At 68.7% G+C, this 15,482-nt stretch carries 14 protein-coding genes; 10 read left to right on the top strand and 4 right to left on the bottom strand.

Features of this window, described 5'->3' with window-relative positions; translation table 11 throughout:
* Positions 1 to 1,042: 1,042 nt before the first annotated feature.
* From ACIBH2_RS06065 to ACIBH2_RS06045, 5 genes are all read left to right on the top strand, one after another.
* Entirely contained in the window at positions 1,043 to 3,085 is a 2,043-nt protein-coding gene (locus ACIBH2_RS06065; RefSeq protein ID WP_397113979.1) for a hypothetical protein, read from the top strand.
* Positions 3,086 to 3,120: 35 nt separating this feature from the next.
* Positions 3,121 to 3,390: a transposase gene (locus tag ACIBH2_RS06060; protein ID WP_397113977.1), complete on the top strand. Its 270-nt coding sequence runs from the start codon at positions 3,121 to 3,123 to the stop codon at positions 3,388 to 3,390.
* Between the two features lie 125 nt (positions 3,391 to 3,515).
* The gene (locus ACIBH2_RS06055) at positions 3,516 to 4,031 is read left to right on the top strand and encodes a hypothetical protein (RefSeq protein WP_397113975.1); all 516 of its coding nucleotides are present in this window, start codon (positions 3,516 to 3,518) and stop codon (positions 4,029 to 4,031) included.
* A gap of 36 nt (positions 4,032 to 4,067) precedes the next feature.
* Complete coding sequence (locus tag ACIBH2_RS06050) at positions 4,068 to 5,927, top strand: type IV secretory system conjugative DNA transfer family protein (protein ID WP_397113973.1); 1,860 nt, start codon at positions 4,068 to 4,070, stop codon at positions 5,925 to 5,927.
* Positions 5,924 to 6,310 carry a DUF4913 domain-containing protein gene (locus ACIBH2_RS06045; protein WP_245720122.1) on the top strand — a complete coding sequence of 129 codons (387 nt, stop codon included), beginning with the start codon at positions 5,924 to 5,926 and terminating at the stop codon, positions 6,308 to 6,310. The genes ACIBH2_RS06050 and ACIBH2_RS06045 overlap by 4 nt, the downstream gene beginning before the upstream one ends.
* A gap of 112 nt (positions 6,311 to 6,422) precedes the next feature.
* Here ACIBH2_RS06045 and ACIBH2_RS06040 read toward each other — a convergent pair whose 3' ends face one another.
* Both ACIBH2_RS06040 and ACIBH2_RS06035 read right to left on the bottom strand, forming a co-directional pair.
* Positions 6,423 to 6,977 carry a hypothetical protein gene (locus ACIBH2_RS06040; RefSeq protein ID WP_397113970.1) on the bottom strand — a complete coding sequence of 185 codons (555 nt, stop codon included), beginning with the start codon at positions 6,975 to 6,977 and terminating at the stop codon, positions 6,423 to 6,425.
* Positions 6,978 to 7,523: 546 nt separating this feature from the next.
* Complete coding sequence (locus ACIBH2_RS06035; RefSeq protein WP_397113968.1) at positions 7,524 to 8,411, bottom strand: peptidylprolyl isomerase; 888 nt, start codon at positions 8,409 to 8,411, stop codon at positions 7,524 to 7,526.
* Positions 8,412 to 8,571: 160 nt separating this feature from the next.
* Between ACIBH2_RS06035 and hisS the strand changes: the two genes are divergently transcribed.
* The gene (hisS, locus tag ACIBH2_RS06030) at positions 8,572 to 9,843 is read left to right on the top strand and encodes a histidine--tRNA ligase (protein ID WP_397113966.1); all 1,272 of its coding nucleotides are present in this window, start codon (positions 8,572 to 8,574) and stop codon (positions 9,841 to 9,843) included.
* 235 nt (positions 9,844 to 10,078) lie between these two features.
* On the top strand, positions 10,079 to 10,726 hold the full coding sequence (locus ACIBH2_RS06025; protein WP_397113964.1) for a hypothetical protein: 648 nt from the start codon (positions 10,079 to 10,081) through the stop codon (positions 10,724 to 10,726).
* Here the strand turns inward: ACIBH2_RS06025 and ACIBH2_RS06020 are convergent.
* Positions 10,723 to 11,757, bottom strand: coding sequence for a hypothetical protein (locus ACIBH2_RS06020; protein ID WP_397116836.1), 1,035 nt, complete (start codon positions 11,755 to 11,757; stop codon positions 10,723 to 10,725). The two genes, ACIBH2_RS06025 and ACIBH2_RS06020, sit on opposite strands and share 4 nt — an antisense overlap.
* A gap of 159 nt (positions 11,758 to 11,916) precedes the next feature.
* On the opposite strand from ACIBH2_RS06020, the gene ACIBH2_RS06015 reads away from it, so the two are divergent.
* Entirely contained in the window at positions 11,917 to 12,600 is a 684-nt protein-coding gene (locus ACIBH2_RS06015) for a hypothetical protein (RefSeq protein WP_397113962.1), read from the top strand.
* Positions 12,601 to 12,709: 109 nt separating this feature from the next.
* A complete protein-coding gene (locus tag ACIBH2_RS06010) occupies positions 12,710 to 13,678 on the top strand; it encodes a serine hydrolase (RefSeq protein ID WP_397113960.1) in 969 nt (322 codons plus the stop codon).
* On the opposite strand, the gene ACIBH2_RS06005 is transcribed toward ACIBH2_RS06010, so the two are convergent.
* The gene (locus tag ACIBH2_RS06005; RefSeq protein ID WP_397113958.1) at positions 13,679 to 14,296 is read right to left on the bottom strand and encodes a TetR/AcrR family transcriptional regulator; all 618 of its coding nucleotides are present in this window, start codon (positions 14,294 to 14,296) and stop codon (positions 13,679 to 13,681) included. It lies immediately after the preceding gene.
* Positions 14,297 to 14,372: 76 nt separating this feature from the next.
* On the opposite strand from ACIBH2_RS06005, the gene ACIBH2_RS06000 reads away from it, so the two are divergent.
* Entirely contained in the window at positions 14,373 to 15,386 is a 1,014-nt protein-coding gene (locus tag ACIBH2_RS06000) for a GlxA family transcriptional regulator (protein ID WP_397113956.1), read from the top strand.
* The last annotated feature ends 96 nt before the right edge of the window (positions 15,387 to 15,482 follow it).

Genomic DNA, 15,482 nt, shown 5'->3' with positions numbered 1-15,482 from the left:
GGGGAATCGGGGACCGGTCGGTCGCCCGACTCTGTGGGATGACGATGAGCCGGACGAGGCCGAAGTTGGTCGTGGCGAAGAGCTTTCGCGGGGGAGCGATCACGCTGCGGCGGCGGGTGGGCGCGCACGGCCTGGGCGTCCGACGCTGTGGGATGACGACGAACCGGGGCAACCCGCGGGCGATGTGATCCATGACGATGCCGTGGCGGGAATCGGAGCGGCCGCATCCACGGGCGGCGTAGGAGTGCGGGGCGAGGTCGCGCAGCGGGAGGTGGCCGGGGTCCGGCGCGATGGTCGCGGCGCGATGGTGCCTACCCGTGAAACGCCTGCGTCGGATTCCCCGGTGCGCGGTCATGAGTCCGTTGATGCCGTTGGGCGAGAAGAGATCTCCTCGGAGCGCGGCTCGCGGGCTGGCGAAGTCGTGCGGGGGCGCACCCGTACCGCGCGGGATTCGCGCCTGGCGGGCGAAGCGGACGAATCGGGCGCGGCGGAGTCGGCCGAGCGGGCGGTCGGTAGCCGCGCAGCGGACGAGTCGCCGGATTCCGGTCGACGGGCGGGGGCCGCAGCCGTCGAACACTCCTCGGATTCCAGTGGTTCCGCCACCGGAACCGTGCGGCGCGACGGCGGGTCCAGCGAGGTTGAGCGGTCTTGGCGTGCGCGCGGTCGGCGGGGCGTGGGGCCCGAATCGTCGGAATCCATGCCGCACACCGGCGAGTACACACGCCGTGGAACATCCGAGCCCGAGCGTCGTGGCCCTTCGGAGCCCGAGCGGCGTGGCTCATCCCAGTCCGAGCGGCCTGGCTCACCAGAGTCCGAGCGGTATGGTTCATCCCAGTCCGAGCGGCGTGGTTCGTCGGAGTCCGAGCGCCGTGGCTCATCCGAGCGGGCGCGGCGTGGTGGCCCGGAATCGACTGAATCCGGCCGAAATTCGGGGCGCGGGCGACGTGCCCGGGATGGGGAGGCCACTGGTCGGGAGCGGCCGAGGTCGGAACAACCGGTGCGCGAACGTGCCCGGGGTACGGATCTGCCGGAAGGTGAGCGGATGCGCAAGGCTGATCCGGGGCGGAAACGGCCACGTGTCGCCGACGAGGCGGGGCGGGGGACCGCGGCCGAGGACGGGCGGCGGGCCAAGGAGAACGGGCGCGGTCGGGCCGTCGAAGGTGATCGCGTGCATCTGGGCGGGCGCACCGGGTCGCCGGGGCGCACCCGTCGGCCGCGCCCGGACGGTGAGCCGTCGGACCGCTCGACGCGCGGCCGCACCTCGCGCGCGGCCGGAAAGGAACGCCCGGACCGGGCCACCGTCGCCGCCGAGCGAGCCGAACGGAAGCGCCGCGAGAAGGCCGCGCAGAAGGCCCGAAAAGCCAAGGCCGCCAAGCAGCGCAAGCAGGCGGGCCCGCGCCTGCTCGACGACTCCACCAGGGCGCGATTGGAGGCCGTGGCCCGGGAGAAGAACGGCCTGGGCGCGGCCTGGGCCGCGTTCCGGCTGCACACCGACGATCTGCGGCGGCGCAATCACGCGGCGCGCGTGGAGCGCATCGAATACGGCAGCTTCGACGAATTCGACCGCACCACCGCACAACTCACCGACCGCGGCTACCTGGGCGAGGGCGGCGGCCGCATGAACGTCGTCGGCCGCCCCGTCGAATACCGCGCCACCACCGCCCAGGTCGCCGGGCTCTGGCCCTGGTCCGTCGGCGCGGGCGCACCGCTCATCGGCACCCCGCTCGGCTCGCACCTGCACACCGGCGCACCGGTCTGCTTCGACCCCATGAACTGGTTCATGCGCGGCAGCTTCATCACCGCGCCGAGCCTGTTCGTGCTGGGCCTCAACGGTTTCGGCAAATCTTCCCTGGTGCGCCGCATCGTCCTGGGCGGCGTCGCCCAGGGCATCACCCCGCTCATCCTGGCCGACGTCAAGCCCGACTACCGCAAACTGGTGGAGTTGGTCGACGGCCAGGTCATCGACCTCGGCTACGGCCACGGCAAACTGAACCCCTTGGCCGCCGGTGTACTCGGGTCCATCATCCCGATGCTCGCCGACCTGCCCGCGCTGCAAACCCAGGTCCTCCAGGAGATGCGCGCCCGCCAGGTCACCCTCATCGCCGGTCTGGTCGAACTGGTCCGCGGCGCGCGCGTGCGCGACTACGAGGAGACCCTCATCTCCACCGCCCTGCGCATCCTCTACCGCGAGGGCAGCGGCTTCACCCCCGACCAGCCGCCCATCATCGAGAATCTGCTCGAGGTGGTGGTGGCGGGCGGCGACGAACTGCAACTCGACGCGGGCGCCGACAATCCCGACGAATACCAGACCGCCATCAAGGGCCTGCGCCGCTCCCTGCGCGCGCTCACCCAGGGCCCCTTCGGCGCGGTGTTCAACGGCCAGACCACCACCCCCATCGACACCACCGCCACCGCCGTCTGCATCGACGTCTCCCACATCCCCAGTGGCGACAAGAAACTCAAGGCCGCCGTCATGCTCGCCTGCTGGGCCGACGGTTTCGCCTCGGTCGAGGCCGCGCACGTGCTCGCCGACGCCGAACTCGGCCCGCAGCGCTACTTCCAGGTGGTCATGGACGAGCTGTGGCAGGTCCTCGGCCTCGGCGACTTCATGGTCGACCGCGTGGACGAGCTGACCCGCCTGCAGCGCGGCATCGCCACCTCGCTGATCATGATCAGCCACACCATCAAGGATTTGCAGTCGCTCGGCTCCGAGGCCGCCATCGCCAAGGCGCTCGGCTTCCTGGAGCGAGCGCGCGCCAAGATCTTCGGAGCCCTTCCGGCGGAGGAGATCTCGCGCCTGGATTCCACCGTGCCGTTCACCGCAGCCGAGGAGGAGATGGTGACCAGTTGGTCCGCGCCGCAGGCACTCACCGGCGAGGCGCTCAAACCGGGCCAACAGCGCCCGCCCGCGCCCGGTACCGGTAAATTCCTGCTCAAGATCGGCGAGGACCGCCGCCCCGGCATCCCCTTCCACATGGAGTTCACGCCCTCGGAGCGGGAGAGCGGAATCCACGACACCAACCAGCGTTTCAGCGAATTCACCGAATCCAATTCCCGGGGCTCCGACGAGGGGAGTGCCGCATGATGCCGCACCGGTCGTACCGAAGAGTCTCGCCCGAGGTGAGACAGGCCGCCGTCGAACAGGTCATTGCCCTCACCGGCAAGCTGCGCAGCGAATCCGAGGCCTGCCGGGTGGTGGCCGATCAGATCGGCGTGCACACCAATTCGGTGCGCAACTGGGTGCGCGCCGCCGAGGGTCCGGGCCTGGAGCGCATGGACGCGATCGCCCTGCGCCGCAAGGTCGCACTGCTGCAACAGCAATTGGCCGCCGCCGCCGAGATGAACCGCACCCTGGTGGACACCCTCAACGACGCCAAGCGCGGCGTATGACCGGACACGAGCTGAATATCGGACACGCCGACCCGGGAAAACCGCTGGTATCGCCCGGGTATCGGCGCGGGCGTCTAGCCTGGAGTGGAAGTCCGAACATACGCGCGAACCTGGCGGTGATACTGGTGGTGAGCGTCGCGATGCTGGTCGCCTCCTGTGGAAGCGACAGTGCCGAACCCGATTCGGGTGCGGGACAGCCACCCACGTCCACCACCCGGCTGCTGAAGAGCGCTCCGGCACCCGATCCCGCCAGTCCGGAGGGCGTCGCGGTCTCGGCACTGCACGAGATCTTCACCTGGTATCCGGCCACCGAAACCGAGGGCGCGGCGCTGTCGCGAGCCCGGGAATGGCTGGGTCCCACCCTGATCCGTACCCTGGACAGCACACCGACGGCCGTGGAGACGCCCAAGGCGACGGTGCGCTGGGCCGATTGGGGTAAGGCCGGGGCCACCGTCGAGGCGTTCACCTTCGCCTCCGGCGAGGCGGCGTCCGGCACCGACCCGAACCGGCAGCAGTACAAGATCGGGATCGAACAGACCGTCGTCTATCCCGACGGGCGGCGCGAACCGCTGCCCCCGTCGACGGTCGTCGCCACCGTCGTCCGCACCGCGGATGGCTGGCGGCTCGACGAATTCCGCTGAGCGGCAACGACTCACAGGTCATCGGAGGAGGCAGAGATGGCGAAGAAGAAGAAGGTGACCGATCCCGCCGTACCCGGGCCGGACGCCACCCTCTACATGATCTACGCGGGGTTCGCGATCTTCGGGACCCTGTGGTTGGCGCTGCAATTGGGCAACCTGTTCTCCTCGCCCAGACAGAACATCCCGATCAATCCGATCGCCATCGGCTTCGATCTGGCCCGCGGCAATCTGACCTGGCCGACGGCGTCGACCGTGATCATCGTGCTACTGCTGGTGGCCATTGTCGGCTGGTTCGTGGTGAACCGAAAGCTCAAGGCGCGCAAGTCGGTCGGCCGACTAGCCGTGGACGACAAAGCCGACTACATGGGCAGCGGCGGCGCCATCAAACCGCTCACCGAGGCCGGGGTGCGGGAGAAGGCCGGACAGCTCGGCATGCGGCTGGGCCGCGACGACGCGCCGGGTGTGCCGATCGGCGTCTCCGTCGCCGACGGCCAGATGGTCTACGGCTCCTACGAGGATCTGCACGTCGACATCTGGGGCCCGCGCCAGGGCAAGACCACCTCGCGCGTCATCCCGGCCATCCTGACGGCCATCGGCCCCGTACTCACCACCTCCAACAAGCGTGACGTCGTCGACGCCACCCGCGATGTGCGCGAAGGAAAAGGCAGCCGCACCTTCGTCTTCGACCCGCAGGGCGTCGCCGACGAGGAGCCCACCTGGTACTGGGATCCGCTGGCCTGGGTCGATGCCCACAGCCCGGGATGTGAGGTGCGCGCGGTCCGCCTCGCCGGTCACTTCGCCGACGGCGACGACAGCTCCGGCCCCGTCGCCACCACCGACTCCTACTTCGACCAGGAGGCCGAGGATCTCCTCGCGGGCCTGTTCCTGGCCGCCGCCGTGGACAACCGGCCCATCATCCAGGTCTGGGAATGGGTCAACAACTGGCGCGACACCGAACCCGTCGAACTGCTGCGCCGCTCCGGCCAGCACTACATGGCCTCGGGCTTGGCCCAGCAGTTCAACGTCGACGACCGCACGCGCAGCGGCATTTTCGGCTCCGCCAAGAAGATGGTGCGCTGCCTGAAGCTGTCGAACGTGCACCCGTGGATCACCCCGGGGGAGACCCGCACCCGAGATCGCGGCGTGGTCAACAGGATTCAGTTCGACGAACTCGAGTTCATCGAGGGCAACGGCACGCTCTACAGCCTCTCCCTCGAGGGTCGCGGCTCGGCCGCCCCCTTGGTCTCCGCGCTCACCGAGGCCGTCATCGACGTGGCCACCCGCAAGGCGTCGCGCTCACCCGGCGGCCGCCTGCCCATCCCGCTGCTCGCGGTCCTCGACGAGGCCGCCAACGTGGTGCGCTGGAAGGATCTGCCGAAGCAGTACTCGCACTTCGGATCTCGCGGCATCGTCGTCATGACCGTGCTGCAATCCTGGGCGCAGGGCGCGCGCTGCTGGGGCCTCGACGGTATGGAAGCGCTGTGGGCCGCCGCCAATATCAAGGTGCTCGGCAGCGGCGTGGACGACAGCAAGTTCCTCCAGGAACGCTCCGAGCAGATCGGCGAATACGACACCATCTCCGGATCGGTCTCGGAATCCAAAGGCGGCAAGAGCTATTCGCGCTCGCTCGGCTCCTCCAAGACCTTCAATGTGCACGCCCTGGCCACCCTGCCGCGCGGGCGCGCCATCGTCTTCTCCTCCGGTACACCGCCGGTCCTGGTTCGCACGGTGCCGTGGTGGGAGAGCGAGTACCGTGCCGATGTAACCAAGTCGATCGAGAACCACAACCCCACCGAACACAAGAAGACCGAGATCGCCGACCTGATCGGCGCTCCCTCGCTGGTCAAAGCGGATCCGGCCCCCGCCGGACGGATTGAGGAGGTCAAGCGGCTGTGAACGAACAGCAGCAACAGCCGATGGTCTACGCGAGCGTGGTGGAGTTCGTGGAGAACTACCTCTCGCTGGTGTACCGGCGGCAGGTGACCGATATCAGCGATACGGTGTGGTGTCCGGAGTGGTGGAAGCACGCGGAGGCGGTCGCGCGCCTCGACGCCATGTGGCGGGCGTGGGAGCACTATCGACTGGACGGCAAAACCGGTCTGTCCGTGTGGTTTCTGGATCACGCCGATCCGCATATGGCCAAGCTGTTCGACCCGAAGGGGCCGTTCAAGTACTGCAGTGTGCGCAATGGGCACAAGGACATGTTGACGCCGCTACCGCTGAAATCACCCCAGCAGGGGCTGTTCAGCGACCCGACGATGGGGGACTTCCGCATCTAGTCGGATCCGAGGGCGCTCGGCTCGCGTCCGAGCGCTTTCGGTGCTGTGCCGGTGTTCGGCACGTAATGCGCTGTGCCAGAAGGAATTCCGGGCCGGAAGAAATTCCGGCGCGTCAGGAGCGAACGCGCTGAAGCCCGCGGGCTTCCTGTTCGCGTGCCCGCCGCTGGACCGCCGCCGCCTCTTCCTGCCGGGTCCGCACCGCCTCCGCCGCCGACTGCGCCTGGCCCACCTCGAGCAGCATCCGCACGGCGGCGAGCTCGGGGGCGATTCCCATGCGAGTCAGGTGCTGCGCCAAGGCCGCACGCCGCTCCACGGAATCATGTCGAACCAGGGTTTTGGCCTGCGCGGCCTGGGTGGCGGCCATGCGAGTGGCCTCGGCCTGCGCGGCGAAGCGGTCCTTCTCCAGCGAAACACCCTTGTCCAGAGGGGGTTTCTCGATCATGCGCGCGAGTTCGAGATTGCGCGGATCTTTGGCCTTGGAATCCGCGGCCTCCCGGAGCTGACGCTCCCGGGCCTCCTTCTGCCGGGACTCGGTCATCTTGACGCGGGCTTCCGCTTCCTTCTGGCCACGTTCCCGGGTTCGCAGCGCGACAAGTGTCGCGAGCTGCAACATTTGCCTCATCATCGCCGCGGTTTCGCGGCCGATGTCGTCGAGTTCCTCGGCCATTGCCTGCTCCCCGATGCTGCAGTAATCACTGTGGATGATTGTGGTGTTTCGTCACGGACATCGCCACTCGAACGGTGGTTCGGGTCGCGGTGTCCCGCCTGCAAACGTGGACACCGGGAGCACTCCGGGCGCGGCACTTGCCCTGTGGGGGTTGCCCGATGGGGGTACTACGCCGCTTCGTACTCCGTTCTATGAGATTACCAGCGAGAACTCGGATACCGCCGTACGCGCGTGCTGCGATCCAGCATATATCGCACAATTCCGACAGACGCCGAAAAACTTCGGATTTTCTTTGGTTAGGGAACCCTTACACCGGAGGTTTCCGGGGTGTTGAGGGTGGTGGACACGAGAAAAAATCAGGCCCGACGCGGGAAGACGTCGGGCCCGAAAGATCGTGCCGGTCAGTCGATTCCGGCAGTACCCGACGGTTGCGGGTGCTAAACCTGGGAACCGGTACCGACTTGGGGGACGGTCGGTCTCGGTCGGCCGACCGGGCGGACACTATTGGTCACCCGATCCGGACCGGTCCGGGACCGACCATGCCGGTCAGTCGATTTGGACCGAATTGATGGTGACCGCGAGGTTCGGCTTACCGCCGCCCGGGTTGGGATCCAGCGAGCCGTCGTCACCGCCCGCGGCGACCTTGTCGAGGGTCTCGAGGCCCTTCTCGTCGATGGTGCCGAAGATGGTGTACTGCGGCGGCAGTTGCGAATCGCCGTAGACGAGGAAGAACTGGCTGCCGTTGGTGCCGGTGCCGTCCTGGTTCGGGCCGCCGTTGGCCATGGCGATCACGCCGCGCTTGTAGTCGACCGGCGTCTGCGCCGCCATATCGCCGGGCTCGTACTGGTCCGTCGGGTACTCGTTGTCGTAGGAGTAGCCGGGACCGCCGGTGCCGGTACCGGTCGGATCACCGCACTGCAGCACCTTGATGCCGCCGGTCACGAGGCGGTGGCAGCTGGTGCCGTCGAAGAACTTCTGCGCCGCCAGGCTCGCGAAACTATTGGTGGTGCACGGGGATTCGGCATTGTTGAGGGTGAGGCCGATGGGACCCTGGCTGGTGTCCATGCTCACGCTGAGGGTGGCGTCGCCGCCGGTGGTCTTGATGCCCTCGGTGCGGGGCTTGTCCACCGGGCGGGAGGCGGGCTGGTCCGGGGTGTCCCGGTAGGTGCAGTTGACCAGCTCGGCCTTGGGCTTGGCCGAGGGGGGAGCCGAGGCGAGCGACGCCTCGGGGGTCTCCGAGGCGGTGGTGGTGCTGCTGTCGTCACCACGGGCCAGGAAGTAGATGCCGACGCCCGCGGCCACGGCGACCACGACACCCAGGGCGGACGCGGCGATCGTGAGCTGCTTGCGCTTGCGGGCACGTTCGGCCCGGTTTGCCAGTTGACGCTCCAGCTTGCGTTTCGCCGCAGCGCGTCGCTGTTCATTGCTCGGCACTAGCTAGTCCCTCCGTGGTCGGTTGTATCCGGCATAAGAGTGTGCCATCAGTTCCTGAGGCAATCCTTTACAACCGCGGATGTATCACATATGAGCGCCGCGGGACAGTGCTGGGTAAACCGGTTGGACTTGTGTGACGGGCGTTTGAAACACTTGGGCCGTGACCAAGACCAGCAGCTTCAAGGCCCCGAAGGGTGTCCCCGATTACCTGCCGCCGACCTCGGCGGAGTTCGTCGCCGCGCGTGACGGGCTGATCCGCGCCGCGCGACTGGCCGGATACGGGCATATCGAGCTGCCGGTCTTCGAGGAGACCGCCCTGTTCGCGCGGGGCGTCGGCGAGTCCACCGATGTGGTCAGCAAGGAGATGTGGACCTTCACCGACCGCAAAGGACAGAGCTTCACGCTGCGGCCCGAAGGCACCGCCGGGGTGATGCGCGCGGCCATCGAACACAACCTCGATCGCGGCGGGCTGCCGGTGAAGCTCTGCTACGCGGGTCCGTTCTTCCGCTACGAGCAACCGCAGGCGGGTCGGTACCGCCAGCTCCAGCAGGTCGGTGTGGAGGCCATCGGCATCGACGATCCGGCGCTGGACGCCGAGGTCATCGCCATTGCCGACGCCGGTTTCCGCACGCTCGGGTTGACCGATTTCCGGTTGGAGATCACCTCGCTCGGCGATGACACCTGCCGTCCGCAGTACCGGGAGCTGTTGCAGGACTTCCTGTTCAAGCTGCCGCTGGACGAGGAGACCCGCCGCCGCGCGGAGATCAATCCGCTGCGCGTGCTCGACGACAAGCGACCCGAGGTCAAGGAGATGGTCGCGGACGCGCCGCTCATGATCGATCACCTGTCGGAGTCGGCCAAGGCGCACTTCGACCAGGTGCTCGGCTACCTCGACGGGATCGGCGTGCCGTATGTGGTGAATCCGCGCATGGTGCGCGGACTGGACTACTACACGAAGACCACCTTCGAATTCGTGCACGACGGGCTCGGCGCGCAGTCCGGTATCGGCGGCGGCGGCCGCTACGACGGGCTGATGGCTCAGCTCGGCGGACCGGAACTGTCCGGCATCGGCTTCGGCCTCGGCGTCGACCGCACCGTGCTCGCCCTGCAGGCCGAGGGCAAGTCCGCCGGTAGCACCGCCACCTGCGAGGTGTACGGCGTGCCGATGGGCGAGACCGCCAAACAGCACCTGGTGACCCTCGCGGCGCGGCTGCGCGCGGCCGGAATCCGCACGGACCTGGCCTACGGTGGGCGCGGGCTCAAGGGCGCGATGAAGGCGGCGGACCGCTCCGGCGCGCGCTTCGCGCTGGTGCTCGGCGACCGCGAGGTGGCCGAGGGGGTCATCGCGCTGAAGGATCTGCGCAACGGCGAGCAGCGCGAGGTGCCGCTGGATCAGGTGGTGGCCCAGGTGGCCGCCGACCTGGCCGAGTAGTTCCCGCCGACCGCGCCCCGGCACGCGCCAGCTGCCGGGGGCAGTCGCGGCCGCCATACCCGCTGTGCCCCACGGGATTCGGTGGGCGAGCCGTCTTTTCGCCCGGTGCCGGTCGTCGCGGGCGGCCTCGTCGCGACCCGAAGTTCGGCGCGCTACCCCCTCCTACTGGTAGCGTCCCCGACGGTGTTCGACCCCGACGGCTGGCACCCTCTCCCACCTGGACGAATGCGTACCCGTGACTGATCAACCGAATTCCGAGCCCCCCGCGCCCGTCGGGCTCGATCTCATCGCTCCCGAAATGTACGCACCGGCCCTGCGCCGCCTGGCGCTCGCCGCCATGGGTGTGGGCATCGGCGTCGGCCTGCTGCTGGCGCTGCTGGTGAACTGGCCGGTCGCGGTGGCGGCGGCGCTCGTCCTCGGCGCGCCCACCGCGCTCTACGCCGTCGCCGCGCAGCGTCGCCGAATGTCGTTGGTGGGCACGGTACTTCACGCGCACACCTGGTCCGGCGAGCATCGGCTCGATATCGCCGACGCCACCGGCGTGGAGCTCCTGGTCTATCCGGGCCGACTCAGCCGAGTGGTCCTGCGCGTCACCACCGTTCCCGACGTACGCGTGATCCCGCTGGCCATGTACACCGACAGCGGCAGCGGGCGTGAACTGCACATTCTGGGTCTGCGCCGCCTGGCCGACGCGCTCGCGCAGTGCCAGCTCGCCGCCGCCTTGGCCGTCTCCAGCCTGCTCGTACAGCAGCTGCGCGCCGAGGCCCGCGACGCCATGGCCGAGGAACGTCCGCTCTACCGCGCCGCCCGGATGGTCCGCGACCGCGATGCGGTGCAGCCCGTGGTCCTCAGCGACCGCGATATCGCCGAACTGACCGGCTAGCACCAGTCACGGCGGTAGGTCGCCCAATCCCGTGGTGTGGCAGCGAAATCCACATACAGGGCTACTCCGAAGGTCTGACGGCCGGGGGAGTGGCGGCCCAGGGCGAGGCGGATACCGCGCAGGGCGGCGGCGACCGTTTCGGCGTCGCCGTGGTGGCCTGGGTCGTCGGCCCAGAACGCGGGAGCACCCATGAGCAGGTCGACCTGTGCGGGGGTGACCTGGAGCGCGAGTTTCGTTTGGTGCGCGACATAGCCGCCGTAGAGGGATTGGGTCGGCATGGCCGTGTCGTAGGACATGAGCGCGACCTGGTCGACCCTGCGGGCGACCTCGGCGAAATACGCTTGGGACCACCACTTTCCATGGTCGAACAGGGCGATGCCGACCGAGTGCGCGCCGGGGAGCGGGTCGAGCTGCGGGGCCGAGACCGACAGGGGCACTTGGCGAGTCGAGGAGAGCGCGCGGGTCCTGTCCAGCAGGGCGAGGTAGCCGGGCGAGCCGGAGCGGATGGGTTCCAGATCGTAATGGATACCGTCGAAGCCGAGATCCAGGGCCTTGGCCGCCGAGGTGACGACGCGGTCGCGGACCGCTGGGTCCTCCACGTTCAATCCGGCGAATTCGGGCTGGACGATATCGCCGAGCCAGGACTGCACACGAACGCCGGGCAGTTGTCGGTGCACCGCCTCGGTGAACCATGATGCGCGCGGCGACAATTCGGCGGGCAGGCCGCCGTCGTGCTCCAACGGGCCGGTGTGGACGAACAGGTCCTTGATGCCGGTGCCGGAGACCAGGGCCGCGAGTCGGTCGATATCGGCGTCGGTCTTGCGTCCGTCCACCCAGGCGTGGCCCAGCCACACCGCGTCACGGCCACGCGTGCGGGCATCCTCGGAGAGCTCCCCGGCGTACTCGAGCCGCAAGGCCACCGCGGCGGCGAGCACCGGGGCGAGCAGCAGGGCGACGACCGTCGAACAGATCACCCCTGCGCGCCGCCATCTCGACCATCCCTGCCACCCACGCCGCGCCGCGGCCAGCATTCTCCCCACGCCGCGGACGCTATCCGGCGATCATGGGGGTTCGATGCGGTCGGTGTGGAGATTCTGTGGCGATTGCCGTGTCGGAGCACGGCGGTGGGCGCGGGCGTCCGTAATCTCGGGCGGGCCACCTGTGCGAAGCGACGAAAGGGGACGCCCGGAATGTTCGAGCGCGCACTGCACAAATCCGTCGAAGCCGTGCTTCGCGCGGGCAGCGGGGTACAGGCCCCGCTGGCGGCGAAGTACGTCGACCACCTGCGGCGGCGGCACCCCTCCCGCTCACCCGAGGACATCGCCAAGGGCTTGGAGACGCGGTATCTCGCCCTGGTGATCACCAGTGGCACGTTGGCGGGGCTCAGCGCGGCCGTACCGGGCGTCGGCACGGTGATCGGGTTGGTGGCCAGCGGCGCGGAGTCGGTGTTCTTTCTGGAGACCTCGGCCCTGTTCGCGGCCTCGATGAGCGCCGTGCACGGGATGGAGTCCATTCCGCCGAAGCAGCGCCGCGCCCTGGTCGCGGGAGTCGTACTCGGCGAGGGCGGCGCGGAGATGCTGGGGAAGAACGCGAGTCAGTCCGCCCGCGATTGGGCCGGGGCGCTGGCCGACCACCTGCCCGTGGTCCGCAATGTCGACAATGCCATGGCACGCCGCTTCATCACCCAATTCATCGTCAAACGCGGCGTGCTCATGTTCGGCCGCACCCTGCCCGCCGGAATCGGCGCGGTGATCGGCGCGGTCGGCAACCGGGCGCTGGGCAAAGCCGTCATCGCCAATGCCGAGCGCACCTTCGGTCCGGCCCCGGCGAGCTGGGACGACGTGCGGCCCGAATTGCGTTCCGCCACTTACTGAACCGTTCGGGCGACAAACCCCGTTCGTGCCCCGTCGCGGAATGTGGCGGGGCACGAACGCGTGTGAGGACGGTTTGCTGAATCGCTTTGCCCGCGGCTAGGTTTCGCGGGTGAGGTTCTTCGACAGGCGAACGTTGTTGGCGTCCAGTGCGATCGCGGCCGGTGGGCTGTTGGCCGCCCGGCCCGCCGCGGCGGACACACCGGTTGCTGGCAAGGCGTTCGACGTGGAATTCCAGGGCGTTTCGCGGCTGGCCGGTGGCCGCTGGCACTGCCTGGTCACCGATCTCAGCTCCGGTACGCGGGTCCCGGTCGTCGACCAGGACGCCGACTTCCTGATGGAGGGCGCGAGCGTGCAGAAGCTGGCCGTCATGACCGCCGTCCTGGCCGAGGTGGACGCGGGCCGGGTGCGGCTCACCGACACCACCACCCTGGACGCGGATATCGTCGCCCAGGGCAGCGGAATCTTCTTGAACCAGGCCGCCTTCGGCGATCGGCTGACCGTCGCGAATCTGCTGACCGCCATGGTGCAGGTCTCCGACAACACCGCCGTGCGACTGCTCTCGCGATTCGTCTCCGGCGAACGGATCAACGAGATCCTCGACGGCCTCGGCTTCGTCCACACCCGGGTCGAGCCGCTCCCCGGCCAACAGCGCTTCTACCTCGGCTTCACCACCCCGCGCGAGAACAACGACCTGCTCTACCGCCTGGCCACCGGCACCCTGCTCTCACCGGAGTCGACCAGGGCGGCGCTGCGCATTCTGACCTGGTCGGCGATCGGCTACACCGACGGCATCCGGCGAAACATGTCCTCCGACGAGCGTTCTCGCTTCGGCGGCAAACACGGCGCGTCGGAGGATCGGCGGCACGAGACCGGCGTCATGTTCGACGAGAACGGCGGACCCCTGGTCGTCTACTCGTTCTTCACCGACCAAGCACCCGAGCCCGGCAACTACGGCGCGACGAATCCGGTGGTGCAGGCGCACGCCGTACTGGGGAGGCTCATGCTCGACACCTACGACGGACTCTCGCCGCTGCGCGGCTTCATCAACCCGAAGGACACCGCGGCGGCGGGGCGCTGATCAGTGCACGGCGATGCGGTCGGCCCACGCCGAGGGCAGCGCCGTGGTCGAGATGTCCGCGATCTCCAACAGCCGGTCGCGGTCGATTCCCATGCGGCTCAACTGAATCAGGCCCTGGGCCACCAGGACGATATTCGCGCTGTGCGCGGAGATCAGGGCCTCGTCGACGGTGCCGTCGTCGCGGCGGGCGGCCTGGCGTAGCCGCTCGGCGACGCCCTCCTCCATGGCCGCCGTGGTCCGCGCGCCCATGGCGACCACCTCGGGGATGCGGCCGCCCAACTGGGCCACGCTGTTGATCATCAGGCAGCCGCGGCGATCCGGATGCGAGGTGCAGTCGTCGATGATCGCCTCGAACAGCGCTCGCACCGCGGCCCGCGCCGAACCGGGCGCTGCGAGCACCACCTCGCGGACGAAACGCCCGCGGCCCGCGCAATAGCGTTCGAACGCCGCGAGGAACAGACCCCGCTTGTTGCCGTACGCGCCGTAGATACTCCCATTGCCGACGCCGGTCACCCGCGACACGTCCTCCACCGACGTGTCGTCGAATCCCCGCGACCAGAACAGCTCAGTGGCGGCGTCCAGCAGGCTCGATTCATCGAACTGTCGTGGCCGTCCCATTCGCTCACCGTACCAATCCGGGTGCGCTGGCCCACACCGCTTGTTTTGGAGGCACGCCTCCAGAATACTGGATGACATGGCCACCAATCTCTCGGAGCAGCCCCGCCGACGCGTGGGCATTCTCGTCTTCGACGGCGTCAAAATGCTCGACTTCGTGGGTCCGGCGGAGGTCTTCGTGGAGGCCAACCAGACGGTGCCCGGCTATGAGGTGGTGCTGGTCTCGCCGGACGGCGCGAACGTGGCGACCTCCATCGGCGCGAAGGTCGAGGTGAGCGCACCGGCGGCCGAGGCCGGACGCTTCGACACGGTGATCGTTCCCGGCAGTGAACTTCCGGCCGCGAAGTTCATGACCCCCGCACTGCTCGCGGCGGCGCGGGAGTTGTCGGCGCGCACCCGGCGACTGGCGTCGATCTGCAGCGGTGCGGTCGTGCTGGCCGAACTCGGGCTTCTCGACGGGCGTCGGGCCACCACGCATTGGAAATTCGCGGCGGATCTGGCGCGGCGCTATCCCTCGGTGGTGGTGGAGCCGGACGCGATCTTCGTGCGGGACGGAAACCTGTACAGCTCGGCCGGAGTCGCGGCGGGCGTGGATCTCGCGCTCGCTCTGGTGGAGGAGGACTACGGTGCCGACGTGGCCCGCCGGGTCGCACAGCTGCTCGTGGTCTACATGCAGCGATCGGGTGGTCAATCGCAGTTCTCCGCGCTGCTCACCGGGCCGGTGCCGCGTAGTCCGCTGGTGCGCAAGGTGATCGACCTGATCTGCGCGGATCCGGCGTTCCCGCATACGGTGCAGACGCTGGCCGCGCACGCCCGGGTGAGTGTGCGGCATTTGACCCGGCTGTTTCGGGCGGAGCTGGAACGTTCGCCCGCCGAATACGTGGCCTTCATTCGCTTCGGGGTGGCACGCGACATGCTGCATGCGGGCCACAGCGTCACCGAGGCCGCCATGGCGGCCGGATACGGCAGCAGTGAGGCGCTGCGCCGCGCTTTCGTCGCGCGGCTCGGCATTTCGCCGCGTAAGTACCAGCAGCGGTTCCGATCCACCGGTTCGGTCGCGGCGGATCCGCCCATGGTGGCGGCCGTGTCCTGATCGGTGGTTTTCACGGCCCGTGGCGAGGGGCGCGGAGGGGGTTGCTCGGCGGAAACTGAGTGCGGCACAACGCCATCCCTATCGATCCGAGCGATC

Source organism: Nocardia sp. NPDC050406 (genome assembly GCF_044459025.1).
Classification (GTDB): Bacteria; Actinomycetota; Actinomycetes; order Mycobacteriales; family Mycobacteriaceae; genus Nocardia.
Note: the sequence above shows the minus strand (reverse complement) of the source record. Positions and strands in the feature narration are given on the sequence as shown.